Raw genomic sequence first — 18,604 nt, 5'->3', positions numbered from 1 at the left:
CACCCCCTAGTGAAAACATGCACAAGGCGGCGTCCTACGATGGTGCCCGTGCAAACCCCCCTCGCTCTCATCGCTCAGCGCTGGACCGCAGCCCCCCGCATCGTCCGGCGGGCCGCCTTCTCCGCCGTGGCGATGACCGTGCTGATCATCGTGACCGGCGGCGCGGTCCGGCTCACCGGTTCCGGTCTCGGCTGCGACACCTGGCCCAAGTGCACGGACGACAGTCTCTTCGCGACACCCGAGCAAGGGCTGCACGGCGCCATCGAGTTCGGCAACAGGATGCTGACCTATGTCCTGTCGGCCGCGGTCGGCTGGACCATCGTCGCCGCACGATCCGCCAAGCCGATGCGGCGGTCCCTGACCCGGCTCGGCTGGGCGCAGTTCTGGATCGTGCTCAGCAACGCGGTCCTCGGCGGCATCACCGTCTGGGCCGGCCTCAACCCCTGGACCGTCGCGGGTCACTTCCTCGCCGCCAACGCGCTCCTGACGGTGGCGGTGATCACCTGGCACCGGGCGGGCGAGACGGATGCCTCGCCCCGGCCCCGGGTACCGCGCCCGGTACGCCAGCTGTCCTGGGCGATCGTCATCACTTCGGTGGTGCTGATCGTGCTGGGCACCGGAGTGACCGGCTCGGGCAAGCACGCCGGTGACAGCAGCGATGTGGCCCGGATGCCGTGGGACTGGGCCGACGCGGCACATATCCATGCCGCGAGCGCCTGGGTGGTCTGTGCGCTGGCCCTCGCCATGTGGTTCGTCCTACGAGTCGTGGACGCGCCGGACGACATCCGGGCCCGCGCCCGGGATCTGCTGGTCATCCTGCTGCTCCAGGGCGGGATCGGCTACCTCCAGTACTTCACCGGTGTGCCGGAGATCCTGGTGGGAGCCCATATGCTCGGCTCGGCCCTGATGTGGATCGCCGTGGTGCGGCTGGCACTGAGCCTGCGCGAACGGTCGCACACCGCGGCTCCCGTAGCGCCCCAGAGCGACCACGCGCTCTCCACGCTCTAGCCGCCCCGGCAGACCGCGCGAGGTGACCTCGTGGGAGCGCCCGGGCCCGACGCGGTCAGACCGTAGAGGCGGCGGGCGTTTCCCGCAGCGATCATCCCCGCCACCCGGTCGGCGTCCGCCCGCGACCACGATCCGTCGCTGACCCAGCCACCCAGCACCTGGGACAGTGCCGCGGCGAAGACTCGGGCGGCCACCACATGCAGCTCAGGCAGCCCTCGGGCACCGCTGGCATACAGCAGCTTTCCCAGGGGAGCCACCTCCAGGCTCTCGGCGAGCACGGCGGCCGCCCGCGACCCGACGTGGACGGGCGCGGTGCCCAGATCCGCGTACACATGGGGGAAGACACTCGCCAGATGGGCTGTCCGACGGTGGTGGGGATAGCCGTGCAGCAGTACCAGATCACTGCCGCACCCCGCGGTCGCCGCGGCGAACTCGGCGAGCGCCATCGGGTCCCTGCCGCCCAGCGGGAGTTGCAGCGGTAGCCCGGAGGCGATCGCGATCCACAGCAGATGGCGTACGAGAACGGGATCGGTGACCGGGCTGCCCGCTCGGCGTCCGGGCAGCCAGCGCCCGATGGCGCCGCGCACCTCCCCCGGCCCCGGTGGGGCGGGGATCAGGGCGGGGCCCAGCCCGGCCGCGGTGGCCGAGGTGAAGGCGACGGCGGACGAGGCGGCCGTGTGCATGGCGTCCGCGAGATTGACGAGGAATGCCTCGACGGTGCCGGAGGTGTCGGCGACCTGTTCGGCGAGGGGTTCGAGGCGGACGATCTCCCGGGCCTCCGCGGCGCCGGCCGAGGCGATCTCGGACGGCCCGGTCAGATCGTCCGGGAGTCCGGTGTCCACCAGGTACACGCCGATCCCACTGCCCCTCAGCAACCGTCTGCCGACCTCTGGTGGGCCCAGTTCGCGGCGGCGGGCCAGATAGTGCGCGGGTGGGCAGTGCGGCTCAAGACCGAGGAGGGGCGGGCACCAGCGGCGTACCGCGAAGCCGGTCTGGGTGTCGAAGAAGGTCGTACCGGACGCCGGCGGCCCAGGGGCCTGCCCCAACCGGGCCTCGAAGGTGCCGAGGCCCAACTCCGTACGGAGCACTCCGTGGCAGTGCTGGTCCACCAGGGTCGGGGTGTCGATCATCCGGGCTCCCTTGGGTGGACCGTCCTTGCACAGTTCTAACGGGTGACACCCCGGTGAGGTGTTGCTGGTTCCGAGGGCCCGAGACCTCGACGGACTCCCAATCTGTCGACAAATCGCCAACTGTTCTCCATTGGCGACCGCGCTGAGGAACTCCAGCGCTTCCCGGTCTCAGCCGCCCGCAGGTCCGCCCACCTGGATGCCCGCCATACGAGTCCACTCATAGGGGCCGGTGCGCACCTTCGCCGCAAGTTCACCGTCGAAGGCCTCATGGAGCGTGAGACCGGCCTGCTCGGCCGCGGCCGCGGCGATGGCGTGGGTGGGGGCGACGAGATCGCCCCAGCCGCCGTCCTCACCGACGAGGACGATCCGGGTACCGGCCTGGCCCAGATAGGCGAGTTGGCCCTCGGCGCCGCCGTGGGCACGGGAGAAGGAACCGATCTCCTTGGCCAGCTTGGCCGCTTTGCGCTCCGCGTGACGCTCTGACTGCTTGGTGTCTGCCATGATCGCGATGCTACTCATGGGTAGACGGCATGGCGATGGCGATGCCGCGTGGCCTGTGCCACTGCCCCTCGGGGAGCCGTCCCACGCCCAGCGAGGGGCGGGGAGGGCCAGGGCTCCAGACGGGCTGCGCCCGGTCCCTACGGGATCAGCTGACGAAGGGGTCGACGGCCACGGCCACGAACAGCAGTGACACATAGGTGATCGACCAGTGGAAGAGGCGCATCTCCTTGAGCTTGCCGCCGGTGACACCGGACTTGGCACGCGACTGGAGGGCATGGGCCTCCCACAGCCACCAGCCACCCGTCGCCAGCGCCACGGCCGTGTAGAACCAGCCGGTGTAGCCGAGCGGCGTCAGCAGCAGCGAGACGGCGACCATCACCCAGCTGTAGAGGACGATCTGGCGGGCGACCACGCTGTTGGAAGCGACCACGGGGAGCATCGGGACCCCGGCGCGCGCGTAGTCGTCCTTGACCTTCATGGACAGCGGCCAATAGTGCGGCGGGGTCCAGAAGAAGATGACGAGGAAGAGGATGACCGCGGCCCAGGACATCGAGTTGGTGACCGCGGACCAGCCGATCAGTACCGGCATACAGCCCGCGATGCCGCCCCAGACGATGTTCTGCGAGGTGCGCCGCTTGAGGATCATCGTGTAGACGATCACGTAGAACAGCAGCGCGCCGAGCGAGAGCCAGGCGGACAGCCAGTTGACCAGGAGCCCGAACCAGAGGGTGGAGACCACCGCCAGCGCGAGACCGAAGACCAGGCCTTCGCGCGGTGACACCATGCCGGTGACCAGCGGGCGCTGGGCGGTACGGTCCATCAGCGCGTCGATGTCGCGATCGATGTACATATTGAGCGCATTGGCGCCACCGGCGGAGAGATATCCACCGAAACAGGTGACGAGCACCAGCCAAAGATCCGGCACACCTTGCGCCGCGAGGAACATCACGGGCACGGTGGTGATGAGCAGCAGCTCGATGATCCGGGGCTTGGTGAGCGCCACGAATGCCTTGACGCGGGCCCCGAACGGCCGGTGGCTGGGGCTCGTCCCGAGCACCCCCGCTGGACGGGATTCGACGGCCGTCACGCACACCCCTGACAGAGACTCCCAGCAAGCCCCCGGGCCGCAAGAGGCTCCGGTGAAGACTTGCGCGTACGACGCCACTTTAGAGGCTGCCCATGCGCCGCCCCGCACGGGGGTGGGGTCGTGTTGGGCGCCTGTCCCTGCCTGCGGCAACAGCCCTGCGGGCGGGGCGGCGTCTTCGCCGACAGGCCGTCGGCCGTGTCGCGGGTAGGCTCGACAGCGCCCGGTGCTTTCGCGTCACCGGGGGACGGCATGTGGAAACACGTGCACAGACATTGTGGAGAGGAGCCCTGACCCAGGGTGAGCACCAAGCCGACCACCACAGACCTTGAGTGGACCGATCTGGACCAGCGGGCCGTTGATACCGCCCGCGTCCTGGCCATGGATTCCGTACAGAAGGTCGGTAACGGCCACCCCGGTACGGCCATGAGCCTCGCGCCCGCCGCCTATGTGTTGTTCCAGAAGGTGATGCGCCACGATCCCGCCGATGCGGACTGGACCGGTCGGGACCGGTTCGTGCTCTCCGCCGGCCACTCGTCGCTGACCCTCTACACCCAGCTGTACCTGGCCGGGTTCGGCCTGGAGCTGGACGATCTGAAGGCGTTCAGGACCTGGGGCTCCAAGACCCCCGGCCACCCGGAGTACGGCCACACGGTCGGTGTCGAGACCACCACGGGCCCGCTGGGCCAGGGTGTCGCCAACGCCGTGGGCATGGCGATGGCCGCCCGCTATGAGCGCGGTCTGTTCGACCCGCAGGCGGCGCCGGGCACTTCGCCGTTCGACCACACCGTCTTCGCCATCGCCGGTGACGGCTGCCTCCAGGAGGGCATCGCCGCCGAGGCGTCCTCGCTGGCCGGTCACCAGAAGCTCGGCAACCTGGTGCTGCTGTGGGACGACAACCACATCTCCATCGAGGGCGACACGGAGACCGCGGTCTCCGAGGACACCCTGAAGAGGTACGAGGCCTACGGCTGGCACGTCCAGCGGGTCGAGCAGCAGGAGAACGGCGACCTCGACCCGGCGGCCCTGTACCGGGCGTTCAAGGCGGCGCAGGCGGAGACCGAGCGGCCGTCCTTCATCGCGGCCCGCTCCATCATCGCCTGGCCCGCTCCGCACGCCCAGAACACCGAGGCCGCGCACGGCTCGGCGCTGGGCGAGGAAGAGGTCGCGGCCACCAAGCGGGTCCTCGACTTCGACCCGGAGCAGCACTTCGAGGTCTCCGACGCGGTCATCGGGCACACCCGCAAGGCGCTGGACCGTGGCCGTGAGGCGCGGGGCGAGTGGGAGAAGACGTTCGCCGCCTGGCGTACGGCCCATCCCGAGCGCGCCGCTGAGTTCGACCGCGTCCGCGCGGGTGAGCTGCCCGCCGGCTGGGAAGAGCACATCCCCGACTTCGAGCCCGGCAAGGCCGTCGCCACCCGGGCCGCGTCGGGCAAGGTCCTCCAGGCGCTGGGCCCGATCCTGCCCGAGCTGTGGGGCGGCTCCGCCGACCTCGCGGGCTCGAACAACACCACGATCGACAAGACGTCGTCGTTCCTGCCATCGGACAACCCGCTGCCGGAGGCCGACCCGTACGGCCGCACCGTCCACTACGGCATTCGCGAGCACTCGATGGCCGCCGTGATGAACGGCATCGCGCTGCACGGCAACACCCGCATCTACGGCGGCACCTTCCTGGTGTTCTCCGACTACATGCGCAACGCGGTGCGGCTGTCGGCGCTGATGCACGTGCCGGTGACCTATGTCTGGACGCATGACTCGATCGGTCTCGGCGAGGACGGCCCGACCCACCAGCCGGTGGAGCACCTGGCGTCGCTGCGGGCCATCCCGGGTCTGAACATCGTCCGTCCGGCCGATGCCAATGAGACGGCGATCGCCTGGCGCGAGATCCTGAAGAGGTACACCAAGGAGTTCGGTGTGGGCGCGCCGCACGGTCTGGCGCTGACCCGCCAGGGTGTGCCGACGTACGCGCGCAACGAGGACGCGGCGCGCGGCGGGTATGTGCTGTTCGAGGCCGAGGGCGGTGACGCACAGGTGGTGCTGATCGGTACGGGCTCCGAGGTGCAGCTGGCCGTCGAGGCCCGGGAGCAGCTCCAGGCGGCCGGAGTGCCGACCCGGGTGGTCTCGATGCCGTCGGTGGAGTGGTTCGACGAGCAGGACCAGGAGTACCGGGACTCGGTGCTGCCGCCCGCCGTCAGGGCCAGAGTGGCGGTCGAGGCCGGGATCGGTCTGACCTGGCACCGCTTTGTGGGCGACGCCGGCCGGATCGTCTCCCTGGAGCACTTCGGTGCTTCGGCCGACGGCAAGGTCCTGTTCCGCGAGTTCGGCTTCACCGCCGACGCGGTCGCCGCCGCCGCGCGGGAATCTCTCGACGCAGCCGCGCGCTGACGCCGTAAACGACTGAGTAACCAAGCAGGAGATGCAACCCTCATGACAGACGCACTCAAGCGCCTCTCCGACGAAGGCGTCGCGATCTGGCTCGACGACCTGTCGCGCAAGCGGATCACGTCCGGGAATCTCGCCGAGCTGATCGACCAGCAGCACGTGGTGGGCGTGACCACCAATCCGTCGATCTTCCAGAAGGCGATCAGCGGCGGCGACGGCTATGAGCGCCAGCTCACCGAGCTCGCCGCGCGCAAGGTCACCGTCGAGGAAGCCATCCGTATGATCACGACGGCCGATGTGCGTGACGCCGCTGACATTCTGCGGCCGACCTTCGACGCCACCGAAGGCCAGGACGGCCGGGTCTCCATCGAGGTCGACCCCCGACTGGCGCACAACACCCTGGCGACGGTCGCCGAGGCCAAGCAGCTGGCTTGGCTGGTGGACCGTCCCAACACCCTGATCAAGATTCCGGCCACCAAGGCGGGTCTGCCGGCGATCACCGAGACCATCGGGAACGGCATCAGCGTCAATGTCACGCTGATCTTCTCGCTGGAGCGGTATCGCGAGGTGATGGACGCCTATCTGGCGGGCCTGGAGAAGGCCAAGGAGCGCGGTCTCGATCTGTCGAAGATCCACTCCGTGGCGTCGTTCTTCGTCTCCCGGGTGGACACCGAGATCGACAAGCGCCTGGACGCGCTGGGCACGGCTGAGGCCAAGGACGCTCGCGGCAAGGCCGCACTGGCCAATGCCCGACTGGCGTACGAGGCGTTCGAGGAAGTGTTCAGCTCGGACCGCTGGGCGGTGCTGGACCGTGCTCAGGCCAACAAGCAGCGTCCGCTGTGGGCCTCGACCGGTGTCAAGGACCCGGCCTACAAGGACACGCTGTACGTGGACGAGCTGGTCGCCCCCGGCACGGTGAACACCATGCCGGAGGCCACCTTGGACGCCACCGCCGACCACGGCCGGATCACCGGTGACACGGTGCGCGGCACCTATGACGCCGCGCGCGCCGAACTGGCCGCCGTCGCCGCGCTCGGGATCTCCTATGACGAGGTCGTGAAGTTGTTGGAGGACGAAGGCGTCGAGAAGTTCGCTTCGTCCTGGAACGATCTGCTCAAGTCGACCGAGGCGGAACTCAAGCGCCTCGCCCCTTCGGAGGGCTGACGACCTTGTCCGGTACCGGCGAAGCAAATCCGCTTCGTGACGCCGCCGACCGACGGCTCCCGCGCATCGCGGGGCCGTCGGGCCTGGTCATCTTTGGTGTCACGGGTGATCTTTCCCGTAAGAAACTGATGCCCGCCGTCTATGACCTGGCCAATCGCGGACTGCTGCCGCCGGGTTTCTCCCTGGTCGGGTTCGCCCGCCGGGAGTGGCAGAACGAGGACTTCGCCCAGGAGGTCCACGACGCCGTCAAGGCCCATGCCCGTACCCCCTTCCGTGAGGAGGTCTGGCAGCAGCTCATCCAGGGGATGCGTTTCGTCCAGGGCGACTTCGGCGACGACGACGCGTTCGAGACGCTGAAGAAGACCATCACCGAACTGGATGAGGCACAGGGCACCGGCGGCAACTTCGCCTTCTACCTCTCCGTACCGCCGAAGTTCTTCCCCAAGGTCGTCAAGCAGCTGAAGAAGCACGGCTTGGCCGACCAGAAGGAGGGGTCCTGGCGGCGTGCGGTCATCGAGAAGCCGTTCGGGCACGACCTGGTGTCAGCCAAGGAGCTGAACCAGGTCGTGCACGAGGTCTTCCCGCCGCACGAGGTCTTCCGTATCGACCACTACCTGGGCAAGGAGACCGTCCAGAACATCCTGGCGCTGCGGTTCGCCAACACCCTGTTCGAACCCATCTGGAACCGGTCGTATGTCGACCATGTCCAGATCACCATGGCCGAGGACATCGGGATCGGCGGCCGGGCCGGGTACTACGACGGCATCGGCGCGGCCCGTGACGTCATCCAGAACCATCTGCTCCAGCTGTTGGCGCTGACCGCGATGGAGGAGCCCGCCTCCTTTGACGCCGATGCGCTCGCCGCCGAGAAGACCAAGGTCCTGGGCGCGGTACGGCTGCCCAAGGACCTGGGCGCCAACACCGTGCGCGGACAGTACGCGGCCGGTTGGCAGGGCGGCGAGAAGGCCATGGGCTATCTCCAGGAAGACGGCATCGACCCCCAGTCGAAGACCGACACCTATGCGGCGATCAAGCTGGAGATCGACAACCGCCGCTGGGCCGGGGTGCCGTTCTATCTGCGGACGGGCAAGCGGCTGGGGCGCCGGGTCACCGAGATCGCGGTGGTCTTCCAGCGCGCTCCGCACTCCCCCTTCGACCACACCGCCACCGAGGAACTGGGGCAGAACGCCCTGGTGATCCGGGTCCAGCCGGACGAGGGCGTCACCCTGCGGTTCGGCTCGAAGGTTCCGGGCACCTCGATGGAGGTGCGGGATGTCTCGATGGACTTCGCCTACGGCGAGTCCTTCACCGAGTCCAGCCCCGAGGCCTATGAACGCCTTCTCCTCGATGTGCTGCTCGGCGACTCCAACCTCTTCCCGAGGGTGGAGGAGGTCGAGCTGTCCTGGAAGATCCTCGATCCCATCGAGCAGTTCTGGGACACCTACGGCCAACCCGCCCAGTACCCGTCGGGGACCTGGGGTCCGGTCGAAGCGGACGAAATGCTCGCACGAGACGGACGGAGCTGGCGCCGGCCATGAAGATCGACCTTACGGACACCACATCCAGCAAGATCAACAAAGCGCTGGTGCAGGGGCGCCGGGCGGTCGGCACCCCAGCCGTCGGCATGGTCCTGACCCTGGTCATCGCCACGGATGAGGAGAACGCGTACGACGCGCTGAAGGCGGCGAACGACGCGTCCCGCGAGCACCCCTCGCGGACCCTGGTGGTCATCAAGCGCGTCTCGCGTTCCCCGCGCGATCGGGCCAAGACCCGGCTGGACGCCGAGGTGCGCGTCGGCGCGGACGCGGGCAACGGCGAGACGGTGGTGCTGCGGCTCTACGGCGAGGTCACCGATCACGCCCAGTCCGTGGTGCTGCCGCTCCTGCTCCCCGACGCCCCGGTCGTCGTCTGGTGGCCGGTGAACGCACCGCTGGACCCGGCCAAGGACCCGCTGGGGTCGCTTGCCCAGCGGCGGGTCACGGACAGCTACGCGGCCGAACGGCCGATCCATGAGCTGACCGCGCGCGCCGAGGCGTACACCCCCGGGGACACGGATCTGGCCTGGACCCGCATCACCCCCTGGCGTTCCATGCTCGCCGCCGCGCTGGACCAGGTGGACTGCGAGGTCACCTCGGTCGAGGTGGAGGGCGAGGAGTTCAATCCGAGCGTGGAACTGCTGGCCATGTGGCTGGCCGATCGGCTCTCGGTGCCGGTGCGCCGAGCACTCTCCTCGGGGCCCGGTCTGACGGCCGTACGGATGGAGACGACCTGCGGCCCGATCGTGCTGGACCGGGCGGACGGTTCGCTGGCGAATCTGTCCATCCACGGGCAGCCGGACCGTGCGGTGGCGCTCAAGCGTCGCGAGACCTCGGAGCTCATCGCGGAGGAGCTGCGCAGACTGGACCCGGACGACACCTATGAGTCGGTCCTGCGCTTCGGTGTGGACCGGCTCGAAGACGGTGACGGTACGCTGCGGCACCCCGCCGCGTCCGACCGGGTCAGCACGGCTGCCACGACCGACGCGGCTGACACGGCTGCCGCACCGGCCGAGGAGAAGGCGGCGAAGAAGGCCGCCCCGGCCGCCGCACGCAAGGCCCCGGCGCGGAAGGCACCGGCCAAGTGAGCACACCACAGCTTGTTGTGCACCGCGACAAGGAACTCATGGCGCAGGCTGCCGCGGCCCGGTTGATCACCCGGATCGTGGATGCCCAGACCGCCCGTGGCTCGGCTTCGGTGGTGCTGACCGGTGGCCGGAACGGCAATGCGCTGCTGGCCGCGCTCGGCGCTTCCCCGGCCCGGGACGCGGTGGACTGGAAGCGGCTCGACCTCTGGTGGGGCGATGAGCGGTTCCTGCCGGACGGGGACCCGGAGCGCAACATCACCCAGGCCCACGAGGCACTGCTGGACAGCGTCCCGGTGGACCCCGCCCGGGTGCATCCGATGGCACCGTCCGACGGTGCGTACGGCAGTGATGTGGAGGCGGCGGCAGCCGGCTACGCCCAGGAGTTGGCCGCGGCGGCTCGGCCCGAGGACCACGGTCCGGTCCCGACGTTCGATGTGCTGATGCTGGGCGTCGGCCCGGATACGCATGTGGCGTCGCTCTTCCCCGAGTTGCCCGCGGTGCGGGAGACCGAACGCACGGTGGTCGGGGTGCACGGCGCGCCGAAGCCACCTCCGACACGTATCTCCCTGACGCTCCCGGCCATCCGGGCCGCCCGTGAGGTGTGGCTGCTGGCCGCGGGTGAGGACAAGGCGAACGCGGCGGCCATGGCGCTGTCCGGGGCGGGCGAGATCCAGGCTCCGGCGGCGGGGGCCTACGGTCGTAGCCGGACGCTCTGGCTACTGGACGCGGCGGCGGCCTCCGAGCTCCCCCGCGACCTGTATCCGCCGGCTTCTCCCTAGGATCGTCTCAGCCGTATCACCGGCCCGGTCCATGGAATGGACCGGGCCGGAGGTATGTTCGATCGCGTACGCGCGGTCCTACCGCGGCACGGTGACATCAGCTCTGGGGGCGTTATGTCGGGTGGTAGCAGCGCAGGTGCCGTCGGGGCGGCCTTAGTTCTCACCGTGGTGCTCACCGGCTGTGGGACCGAGCCGGCGTCGTCGGCTGGCGCGGCGGCCCCCGGCGGCCCGTCACCTGTTCCCTCGCTCTCGACCAGCCCCCCGCCGGGCCCCCATGTCGAGGAGGGCGTGGTGGACGGCGCTCCGCACAACGGCGAGAACAACGCCTACCGCCGGGCCAAGGAGATCACCCCGGCCGACGCGAAAGCAGGTCGGAAGGCGGCGGATCGCCTCCGCCCGGCAGTGGAGAAGCTACGCGAACAGGGACGCATCGAGCCGGAGGACATCCGCCCGGCGTTGCTGTCCCTGGGCTTTCGTGAGTCGGCCATGGAGGTTCAGACGCCCTGGTCGGCCTGGGAGGAGGACCCCGAAGCATCGTGGGGTACGGCCTTCGGCATCCGTATCGGCAAGAGCGGTTGTATCACCGGCCGGGTGGTCAGGGACCGGCTCTGGGTGGAGGTCAACGGCCCCTATCCGGAGACGGGTTGTCTCTACCCGGCGACCGGGCACTGAGCTGAGGGGCCGCGAAGACCGCGCGGCCGACCACGATGGCAGCCGTCAGCTCTGCAACGAGCCGCCCCCGTCGGGAGCGCTCTCACCGGCCGCCCGCTCCCGGATGAGGAAGGGCTCCAACAGGCCCGGCACCGCGTCCGCCGCGAAGGCCAGGCCCTCGCTCTCGCCGGCGTCGGGGACCGCGTAGGCGCCGGTCCCGGCCGCGGTGGTCGCGATCAGGGTCAGCAGGCCGGCCCGACGCTGGAACAGGGACTGCTGGACGACCCAACCGATCACCCCACCCCGCTGAAGCGCGACGGTCGCCCGGCGGGCGGTGCCCGAGCGGGCGACGAGATAGTTGCCGCTGATGGCGTGTCCCAGGCTGCGATAGGCGTCCAACGCGAAGAACACCGCGGCCGGAAGCGCCACCGCCGTGTACCCCGCGGCCAGATACAGCAGTACGGAGCTGAAATAGAGGCCCCATGCGACCAGCGTCACGGCCGGGACGGCGACGATCAGCAGCGCCCAGCGCAGCCGACGGGCGCGGGCGGCTCGTGGATGCGGAATCAGGGGGGCGTCGGTGGGGGTGCGCGTCTCCCGCAGCACCCGGCCCGCGACCGTGTCGGCGATCTCCCGTGGGGCGGCGGGCAGCAGGGACTTCAGATCGGCGTGCTTGTCCCCGTCGTCATGGGAGATCCCGGTCGCCACGGCATCCAACCGGGCCGCTCCGAGCAGCCGTACGGCAAAGGGCTCGATCAACTCCACGCCCCGCAGCCGACGCTCCTCCATGGAGACCGAGCGGGCGGTGAGCAGCCCACGGCGCACCCGAAGGGTGCCCCCGTGCTCCCGCTCCAGCCGGTAGTCCCACCAGACCTCGATCCATACGCCGAGCGCCCCGACCATGCCGGCGATCAGCGCGGTCAGGATGAGGACCACCACCATGACCGGGACGGATGTGTCCTCGAAGCGGTCCCCGACCCAGTGGATCACCTCACCCTGTGCCCCGAACCACTCGCTGACCTGCATCACCGCCCCTGCGGCCGCACCGCCGAGCACGGGGGCGAGCACCGACAGCGGCGCGTACCGTATCCAGGCCGGATCGACCTTGGCGAGCACTCCTTCGCGGTGGACGGTGTCGGGGACCGTGGGACGGCCGAGCAGCACGGTGCGCAGCCGCTCGCCCTCGGCTCTGGAGACCGGGTTCAACTCCAGCGTGGACTCCCCGCCGCTGCGCTCGCCCGTGCCGATGCGGACCTTGACGAGGTCGAGGACGCGCAGCAGCGGATTGGCGGAGAGATCGACGCTGCGGATGCGCTCCCGGGCCAGTGAGCGCCGTTTGACCAGGAGCACTCCGGTGTGGAGTTCCACCCGCTCGGGGCCGATCCGGTAGCGGGTCCTGCGCCAGTTGAGGTACTCGATGCCCGCGCCGCCCAGCACCAGCAGTGCCCCGGCGCCCAGCAGCAGGCCAAGGCCGAGACCGCCTCGGGGGCCGAGACCGAACCAGGCCCCGCCGGAGAGTCCGAGCAGGACGGGGAGGCAGATACCCGCGGCGACGGAGAACAGCACGGCCGCGGTGACGAGAACCGCGCGCTGGTCGAGCTTCTGCCATCCCCCGGTCGCGCCGGAGGTCGGCTGACCGTCTACCGCTGGCGGCTCGGTGGTGGCGGTCTCTGGGGATGGCGCGCCCGGCCCCGAGGATGATGCCTCAGCTGCCTCATCGGATGGCCAGGGGCCGTCCGGGCTCATGTGGCGTCCCCGGGGGTCGCCTGAGTGATCTGGGTCAGCCGCTCGGCCAGCTCGGCCGCCAGTTCATGGTCAAGCCCCTCGATCTTGATCTCGCCTCGGGAGGACGCCGTGGTGACGGTCACCGTGGAGAGGCGGAAGGCCCGCTCCAACGGCCCCCGCATGGTGTCCACCCGCTGGATGCGGGACATCGGCGCGATATGCCACTCCTGCCAGAACGCGCCGGTACGGACGTAGACCGCCTCGTCCGTCACCTCCCAGCGGTGGACCCGAAACCGCCAACCGGGGACGACGATCGCTTCCAGCAGCCCGAGTGCGGCCACCACAGCGGCCGCGACCAGGAGCCAGGTGCGCGCCGGATCGATCAACATGCCCAGAACGGCCAGCACCGCGGTGACCGACGCGGTACCGATCAGGGACTGAACGCGCCACCAGCCCACGACTCGTCCATTGAGCGTGTTGTTCGGCGGTCTCAGCCGCACCACGGCACCGTCGTCCGTCGCCCCCTCGCTCATCGGCTCAACGCCCTCGCAGAGAGCGGTAGGTGCTCACCAGAGCGGCGGTTGAACTGTCGAGCTCGCCGCCGCCCGCCCGCTCGACATCGCCGCCGCTGTCCTCCACATCGCCGCCGCTCCTCTCGACGTCACCGCCGCTGTCCTCCACATCGCCGCCGCTGTCCGCAGTGGCGGTCAGCGCCGGCGCGATCTCCTTCGCCAGCACCTTGCCGAGCTCGACCCCCCACTGGTCGAAGGAGTCGATGTTCCAGATCGCCCCCTGGACGAAAACCTTGTGCTCATACAGGGCAATCAACTGGCCGAGCACCGAAGGCGTCAGTTCATCCGCGAGGACGGTGGTCGTGGGGTGGTTGCCCAGGAAGGTCCTGTGCGGCACCAGCCGCTCCGGTACGCCCTCGGCGCGCACCTCCTCGGCTGTCTTGCCGAAGGCCAGCGCCTGCGTCTGGGCGAAGAAGTTGGCCATCAGCAGATCGTGTTGGGCCGCGAGCGCCGGGGGGAGATCCGCGACGGGCCTGGCGAAGCCGATGAAGTCAGCCGGAATGACCTTGGTGCCCTGGTGGATCAACTGGTAATAGGCGTGCTGTCCGTTGGTGCCGGGGGTACCCCACACCACCGGTCCCGTCTGCCAGTCGACGCGCTGCCCCTCCCGGTCCACTGACTTGCCGTTGGACTCCATGTCCAGCTGCTGGAGATAGGCGGTGAACCGGCTCAGGTAGTGGGAGTAGGGGAGCACCGCGTGGGACTGGGCGTCGAAGAACCCGCCGTACCAGACCCCGAGCAGCCCGAGCAGCAACGGCGCGTTGGCCTCGGCGGGGGCGGTGCGGAAGTGCTCGTCGACCAGATGGAAGCCGTGCAGCAACTCCCGGAAGTGCTCCGGGCCGATCGCGATCATCAGCGAGAGACCGATGGCGGAGTCAACGGAGTAGCGCCCGCCGACCCAGTCCCAGAACTCGAACATGTTCGCCGTGTCGATACCGAAGTCACCGACCTTCTCGGCGTTGGTCGACAGGGCCACGAAGTGGCGGGCGACGGCCTCCTGACCGGTCTTCAGTTCGCCGAGGAGCCAATCACGCGCGGAGGTGGCGTTGGTGATGGTCTCGATGGTGGTGAAGGTCTTGGAGGCGACGATGAAGAGGGTCTCGGCCGCGTCCAGGTCGCGGACGGCCTCATGGAGATCGGCCCCGTCGACGTTCGACACAAAGCGGATGGTCAGATCGCGCGTGGTGAAGGAGCGCAGTGCCTCGTAGGCCATCGCTGGACCGAGGTCCGATCCGCCGATACCGATGTTGACGACATTGCGGATGGGCCGACCGGTGTGACCGGTCCACTCCCCCGTTCTGACCTTCTCGGCGAAGGCTGCCATCCGATCGAGTACCTGGTGGACCAGTGGAACCACGTTCTCGCCGTCCACCTCGACGACGGCGTCCCGGGGGGCGCGGAGCGCGGTGTGCAGTACGGCCCGGTCCTCGGTGATATTGATCTTCTCGCCCTGGAACATGGCGTCGCGGAGTCCGGTGACGTCGGCCGCCCGGGCCAGTTCGCGCAGGAGCCGCAATGTCTCGGGGGTGACCAGGTGCTTGGAGTAGTCGAGATGGAGATCGCCGACTCTGAGGGTGTATTCGCTCCCGCGTGCCGCGTCAGCCGCGAACAGCTCCCGTAGGTGTGTCTGTCCCAGCTGCTCGCGGTGCTTTCCGAGAGCGGTCCACTCGGGAGTCTGGTTGAGCCTGGTGCGGCCTGGTGCGTTCACTCGGACATCAGCTCACTTCTGTCGTGCTTGCCTCTGCTGCGCCATCTCCAACCTAATTGATCAGAACGGCTGGTGAGAGACGCACGGAGCAGCGTCGCCCGGTCGGCATCAAAACGGGCCGAAGGGCACGGTATCCACCCGGAAGAAGCGGGGTCACCGGTTCGAGGAGCGTCGAGGATTCACCGAGGGGCTGAGGAGGCCGCGCCGCCGCCGGGGCGGGTCGGGAAAAGCCTCCGGCCGGGCACCCAAGGTGTCCCGGCCGGTTCCCAAGTCCTAGATCTCGCCGCGCAGTTTGGCCAGCGCCTCGGCGAGGATCGCTTCTCCGTCCGCGTCACTGCGCCGCTCCCGTACATAGGCGAGGTGCGTCTTGTACGGCTCCGTGCGCGGTGGAGCCGGGGGACTGTCCCGGTCCTGACCGGCCGGGAATCCGCAGCGCGGGCAGTCCCAGGTGTCAGGGACCTGCGCGTCACTGGCGAAGCTCGGCTGCGTCTCGTGCCCGTTGGAGCACCAGAAGGAGATGCGCAAGCGGGGCGCGGACTCGCCGCGCTCGGCCTCGCCCATCGGCCCCGCTCCGACCCGGCTTCCCCGGATCGCGTTGCCACTTGCCACGGTCGTAACTCCCTGCGTGATGGTGCTGTACAGCCTCTCACAGCGGCTGCGCCGCGGTGCCCCAGTCTACGTAAGGCCCAACGCTCGTCTAGGGATTGGAGTTACATCCCCTCCCGGACGGGAAGCCTGTGTGTCAGCTGTCCAGCTTCATCAGCAGGCCCAGTACGACAATGCAGGCGAACCACAGCAGACCGACCACGACGGTGATCCGGTCCAGGTTACGCTCGGCGACCGAAGAGCCACCGACGGACGACTGCATACCGCCGCCGAACATGTCGGAGAGGCCGCCGCCCTTCCCCTTGTGCATCAGCACGAGCAGCATCAGCAGCAGGCTGAAGCAGATCAGGGCGATCGAGAACCCCATAACCACGGCTGGACCCTACTTCCTGGCAACTCTCTCGGAACTTCTATGACGACGGGGGCCGGGTGGCAAGCCACCCCGGCCCCCGCAAGGGTACGACGGATCTGCCCTACCGCATACTCACTGGTCGCGGAACCGGACGATCTTGACGAACTCATCCGAATCCAGTGCGGCACCGCCCACGAGGGCGCCGTCGACGTCCGGCTGAGCCATGATCGCGGCGACGTTTCCGGACTTCACCGAGCCGCCGTACTGGATGCGGACCTTGTCGGCCAGCTCCTGGGAGTACAGCTTGGCGAGCCGGCCGCGAATCGCTCCGCAGACCTCCTGGGCGTCTTCGGGGGTGGCGACCTCGCCGGTCCCGATGGCCCAGACCGGCTCGTAGGCGATCACGACGGTCTCGGCCTGCTCGGCCGGGATGTCCTTCAGTCCGCCGTCGAGCTGGCCGAGGGTGTACTCGACCTGCTGTCCGGCCTTGCGGATGTCCAGACCCTCGCCGACACAGAGGATGGGGGTGATGCCGTGCTTGAACGCGGCCTTCACCTTGGCGTTGCAGATGTCGTCGGTCTCGGCGTGGTACTGACGTCGCTCAGAGTGACCAACCGCAACGTAGGAGCACTTCAACTTGGCCAACATCAGACCCGAGACTTCACCGGTGTACGCACCGGACTCATGGGCGGAGATGTCCTGAGCGCCGTACTTGATCTTCAGCTTGTCGCCGTCGATCAGGGTCTGGACCGACCGCAGATCGGTGAAGGGCACCAGAACGGCCACCTCCACGGCGTCGTAGTCCTTGTCCGCCAGGGCGAAGGCGAGCTTCTGGACGTGTGCGATGGCCTCAAGGTGGTTGAGGTTCATCTTCCAGTTGCCGGCCATCAGGGGGGTACGCGTACTCATGGAAAAGATCAGTCCTCCAGTGCGGCAAGGCCGGGAAGGGTCTTGCCTTCGAGATATTCGAGGCTCGCGCCACCGCCGGTCGAGATATGGCCGAACGCCTTCTCGTCGAAGCCCAGGATGCGCACCGCCGCGGCGGAGTCTCCGCCGCCGACCACGGTGAAGGCCGGGGAGTCGAGGAGCGCCTGGGCGACGGCCCGGGTGCCGTCGGCGTAGTCGGGGTGTTCGAAGACGCCCATCGGGCCGTTCCAGAAGACGGTGGCCGTGTCGGCGAGCTTCGACGCGTACAGCTTGCGGGTCTCAGGGCCGATGTCCAGGCCCTGCTGGTCGGCCGGGATCGCGTCCGCGGCGACGGTCTCGGGGTGCGCCGGCGCCTTGGTCTTCAGGTCCGGGAACTCGGCGGCGACCAGCACGTCAACGGGGAGGACGAATTCCACCCCCTTGGTCTTGGCCCGCTCCAGATACTCCTGGACGACCGGGACCTGGTCCTCCTGGAGCAGCGAGTTGCCCACGTCATGGCCCTGGGCCTTGAGGAAGGTGTACGCCATGCCGCCGCCGATCAGGATGCGGTCCGCCCGGTCCAGCAGGTGGTCGATGACACCGAGCTTGTCGGAGACCTTGGCACCGCCGAGGACCACGGCGTAGGGGCGCTGGACCTCGTCCGTGAGCTTCTTGAGCACGCCGACCTCGGTGGCGATGAGATAGCCGGCCGCGTGCGGCAGCCGGGCCGGGAGGTCGAACACGGATGCGTGCTTGCGGTGCACGGCGCCGAAGCCGTCGCCGACGTAGAGATCGGCGAGGGCGGCGAGCTGATCGGCGAAGGCGCCGCGCTCGGCGTCGTCCTTGCTGGTCTCGCCCGCGTTGAAGCGCAGGTTCTCGATCACCGCGACCTGGCCGTCCGCCAGGCCGTCGGCGACGGCCTTGGCCGAGTCGCCGACCGTGTCGGTGGCGAAGGCGACGTCCGTGCCGAGGAGCTCGCCGAGCCGGACGGCGGCGGGGGCGAGCGAGAAGGCCGGGTCCGGGGCACCCTTGGGGCGGCCCAGGTGGGAGGCGACGATGACGCGGGCGCCCGCCTCGGCGAGCTTGGCGACGGTCGGCTGGACGGCCCGGATGCGGCCGTCGTCGGTGATGGTGGTGCCGTCGAGCGGCACATTGAGGTCGGCGCGGACGAAAACCCGCTTACCCGCGACCCCATCGGCCAGGAGCTGGTCGATCGTCTTCATGGACAGGACTCCTCGGAGGGCTGTCTGAGAGCTGGACTGGGCTGGAAATTCACTGGGCTGAGCCAGGCCTGGGAGGCGTGGCCCAGCCGGAGTGGGCTAGACGTGCGGCAGGGCTCGAACCGCGCTTCACTGCGCTGCCCGAGCCCTGTCGCTCACATCGTGGTGCTCTCGTCGCTGATCTGAGCGC

General features: G+C 69.1%; 17 protein-coding genes. 7 read left to right on the top strand and 10 right to left on the bottom strand.

The features are described from left to right. Positions 1-39: 39 nt before the first annotated feature. Positions 40-1,008, top strand: a complete 969-nt coding sequence (locus tag NBG84_RS21675; protein WP_250921208.1) for a COX15/CtaA family protein — start codon at positions 40-42, stop codon at positions 1,006-1,008. On the opposite strand, the gene NBG84_RS21670 is transcribed toward NBG84_RS21675, so the two are convergent. From NBG84_RS21670 to NBG84_RS21660, 3 genes are all read right to left on the bottom strand, one after another. Further along, positions 1,005-2,138 (bottom strand): amidohydrolase family protein, encoded by a 1,134-nt coding sequence (locus tag NBG84_RS21670; protein WP_250921207.1) that lies wholly within the window; start codon positions 2,136-2,138, stop codon positions 1,005-1,007. The two genes, NBG84_RS21675 and NBG84_RS21670, sit on opposite strands and share 4 nt — an antisense overlap. A 168-nt stretch (positions 2,139-2,306) precedes the next feature. Then, complete coding sequence (locus NBG84_RS21665; protein ID WP_250921206.1) at positions 2,307-2,639, bottom strand: hypothetical protein; 333 nt, start codon at positions 2,637-2,639, stop codon at positions 2,307-2,309. A 145-nt stretch (positions 2,640-2,784) separates the two neighbouring features. Then, a complete protein-coding gene (locus NBG84_RS21660) occupies positions 2,785-3,726 on the bottom strand; it encodes a heme o synthase (RefSeq protein WP_250921205.1) in 942 nt (313 codons plus the stop codon). A 297-nt stretch (positions 3,727-4,023) separates the two neighbouring features. On the opposite strand from NBG84_RS21660, the gene tkt reads away from it, so the two are divergent. The 6 genes from tkt to NBG84_RS21630 are packed head-to-tail and all read left to right on the top strand — an operon-like array spanning position 4,024 to position 11,346. Beyond that, a complete protein-coding gene (tkt, locus tag NBG84_RS21655) occupies positions 4,024-6,111 on the top strand; it encodes a transketolase (RefSeq protein ID WP_250921204.1) in 2,088 nt (695 codons plus the stop codon). A 42-nt stretch (positions 6,112-6,153) separates the two neighbouring features. Next, entirely contained in the window at positions 6,154-7,272 is a 1,119-nt protein-coding gene (tal, locus tag NBG84_RS21650) for a transaldolase (RefSeq protein WP_250921203.1), read from the top strand. A gap of 5 nt (positions 7,273-7,277) precedes the next feature. Next, on the top strand, positions 7,278-8,810 hold the full coding sequence (zwf, locus tag NBG84_RS21645) for a glucose-6-phosphate dehydrogenase (protein ID WP_250921202.1): 1,533 nt from the start codon (positions 7,278-7,280) through the stop codon (positions 8,808-8,810). Continuing rightward, positions 8,807-9,895 (top strand): glucose-6-phosphate dehydrogenase assembly protein OpcA, encoded by a 1,089-nt coding sequence (gene opcA, locus NBG84_RS21640; protein WP_250921201.1) that lies wholly within the window; start codon positions 8,807-8,809, stop codon positions 9,893-9,895. The genes zwf and opcA overlap by 4 nt, the downstream gene beginning before the upstream one ends. After that, positions 9,892-10,674, top strand: a complete 783-nt coding sequence (gene pgl, locus NBG84_RS21635; RefSeq protein WP_250921200.1) for a 6-phosphogluconolactonase — start codon at positions 9,892-9,894, stop codon at positions 10,672-10,674. Before opcA ends, pgl begins: the two co-directional genes overlap by 4 nt. 54 nt (positions 10,675-10,728) lie before the next feature. Continuing rightward, on the top strand, positions 10,729-11,346 hold the full coding sequence (locus NBG84_RS21630; RefSeq protein WP_250921199.1) for a hypothetical protein: 618 nt from the start codon (positions 10,729-10,731) through the stop codon (positions 11,344-11,346). A 45-nt stretch (positions 11,347-11,391) separates the two neighbouring features. On the opposite strand, the gene NBG84_RS21625 is transcribed toward NBG84_RS21630, so the two are convergent. The 7 genes from NBG84_RS21625 to NBG84_RS21595 all read right to left on the bottom strand — a co-directional run bounded on the left by NBG84_RS21625 (position 11,392) and on the right by NBG84_RS21595 (position 18,417). After that, positions 11,392-13,071 carry a PH domain-containing protein gene (locus NBG84_RS21625; protein ID WP_250921198.1) on the bottom strand — a complete coding sequence of 560 codons (1,680 nt, stop codon included), beginning with the start codon at positions 13,069-13,071 and terminating at the stop codon, positions 11,392-11,394. Further along, positions 13,068-13,583, bottom strand: coding sequence for a PH domain-containing protein (locus NBG84_RS21620; protein ID WP_250921197.1), 516 nt, complete (start codon positions 13,581-13,583; stop codon positions 13,068-13,070). The genes NBG84_RS21625 and NBG84_RS21620 overlap by 4 nt, the downstream gene beginning before the upstream one ends. Positions 13,584-13,587: 4 nt before the next feature. Then, positions 13,588-15,330 (bottom strand): glucose-6-phosphate isomerase, encoded by a 1,743-nt coding sequence (pgi, locus tag NBG84_RS21615; protein ID WP_250921196.1) that lies wholly within the window; start codon positions 15,328-15,330, stop codon positions 13,588-13,590. 273 nt (positions 15,331-15,603) lie between these two features. Next, positions 15,604-15,939 (bottom strand): RNA polymerase-binding protein RbpA, encoded by a 336-nt coding sequence (locus tag NBG84_RS21610; protein ID WP_308312096.1) that lies wholly within the window; start codon positions 15,937-15,939, stop codon positions 15,604-15,606. Positions 15,940-16,072: 133 nt separating this feature from the next. After that, positions 16,073-16,303, bottom strand: coding sequence for a preprotein translocase subunit SecG (gene secG, locus NBG84_RS21605; protein WP_250921239.1), 231 nt, complete (start codon positions 16,301-16,303; stop codon positions 16,073-16,075). A 117-nt stretch (positions 16,304-16,420) separates the two neighbouring features. After that, positions 16,421-17,197, bottom strand: a complete 777-nt coding sequence (gene tpiA, locus NBG84_RS21600) for a triose-phosphate isomerase (RefSeq protein ID WP_250921195.1) — start codon at positions 17,195-17,197, stop codon at positions 16,421-16,423. A gap of 8 nt (positions 17,198-17,205) precedes the next feature. Continuing rightward, positions 17,206-18,417 carry a phosphoglycerate kinase gene (locus tag NBG84_RS21595; RefSeq protein ID WP_250921194.1) on the bottom strand — a complete coding sequence of 404 codons (1,212 nt, stop codon included), beginning with the start codon at positions 18,415-18,417 and terminating at the stop codon, positions 17,206-17,208. Between the last annotated feature and the right edge of the window lie 187 nt (positions 18,418-18,604).

The organism is Streptomyces albipurpureus (assembly GCF_023701525.1).
Lineage (GTDB): Bacteria > Actinomycetota > Actinomycetes > Streptomycetales > Streptomycetaceae > Streptomyces > Streptomyces albipurpureus.
The sequence above is the reverse complement of the archived record's forward strand: the minus strand, read 5'-3'. Positions and strand labels throughout refer to the sequence as shown.

Coding starts and splice junctions, on each gene's coding strand:
- opcA (WP_250921201.1), top strand. CDS start 8,807: ATGAAGATCGACCTTACGGACACCACATCCAGCAAGATCAACAAAGCG.
- tal (WP_250921203.1), top strand. CDS start 6,154: ATGACAGACGCACTCAAGCGCCTCTCCGACGAAGGCGTCGCGATCTGG.
- NBG84_RS21630 (WP_250921199.1), top strand. CDS start 10,729: ATGTTCGATCGCGTACGCGCGGTCCTACCGCGGCACGGTGACATCAGC.
- NBG84_RS21665 (WP_250921206.1), bottom strand. CDS start 2,639: ATGGCAGACACCAAGCAGTCAGAGCGTCACGCGGAGCGCAAAGCGGCC.
- NBG84_RS21675 (WP_250921208.1), top strand. CDS start 40: ATGGTGCCCGTGCAAACCCCCCTCGCTCTCATCGCTCAGCGCTGGACC.
- NBG84_RS21670 (WP_250921207.1), bottom strand. CDS start 2,138: ATGATCGACACCCCGACCCTGGTGGACCAGCACTGCCACGGAGTGCTC.
- tpiA (WP_250921195.1), bottom strand. CDS start 17,197: ATGAGTACGCGTACCCCCCTGATGGCCGGCAACTGGAAGATGAACCTC.
- NBG84_RS21620 (WP_250921197.1), bottom strand. CDS start 13,583: ATGAGCGAGGGGGCGACGGACGACGGTGCCGTGGTGCGGCTGAGACCG.
- NBG84_RS21595 (WP_250921194.1), bottom strand. CDS start 18,417: ATGAAGACGATCGACCAGCTCCTGGCCGATGGGGTCGCGGGTAAGCGG.
- secG (WP_250921239.1), bottom strand. CDS start 16,303: ATGGGGTTCTCGATCGCCCTGATCTGCTTCAGCCTGCTGCTGATGCTG.
- NBG84_RS21625 (WP_250921198.1), bottom strand. CDS start 13,071: ATGAGCCCGGACGGCCCCTGGCCATCCGATGAGGCAGCTGAGGCATCA.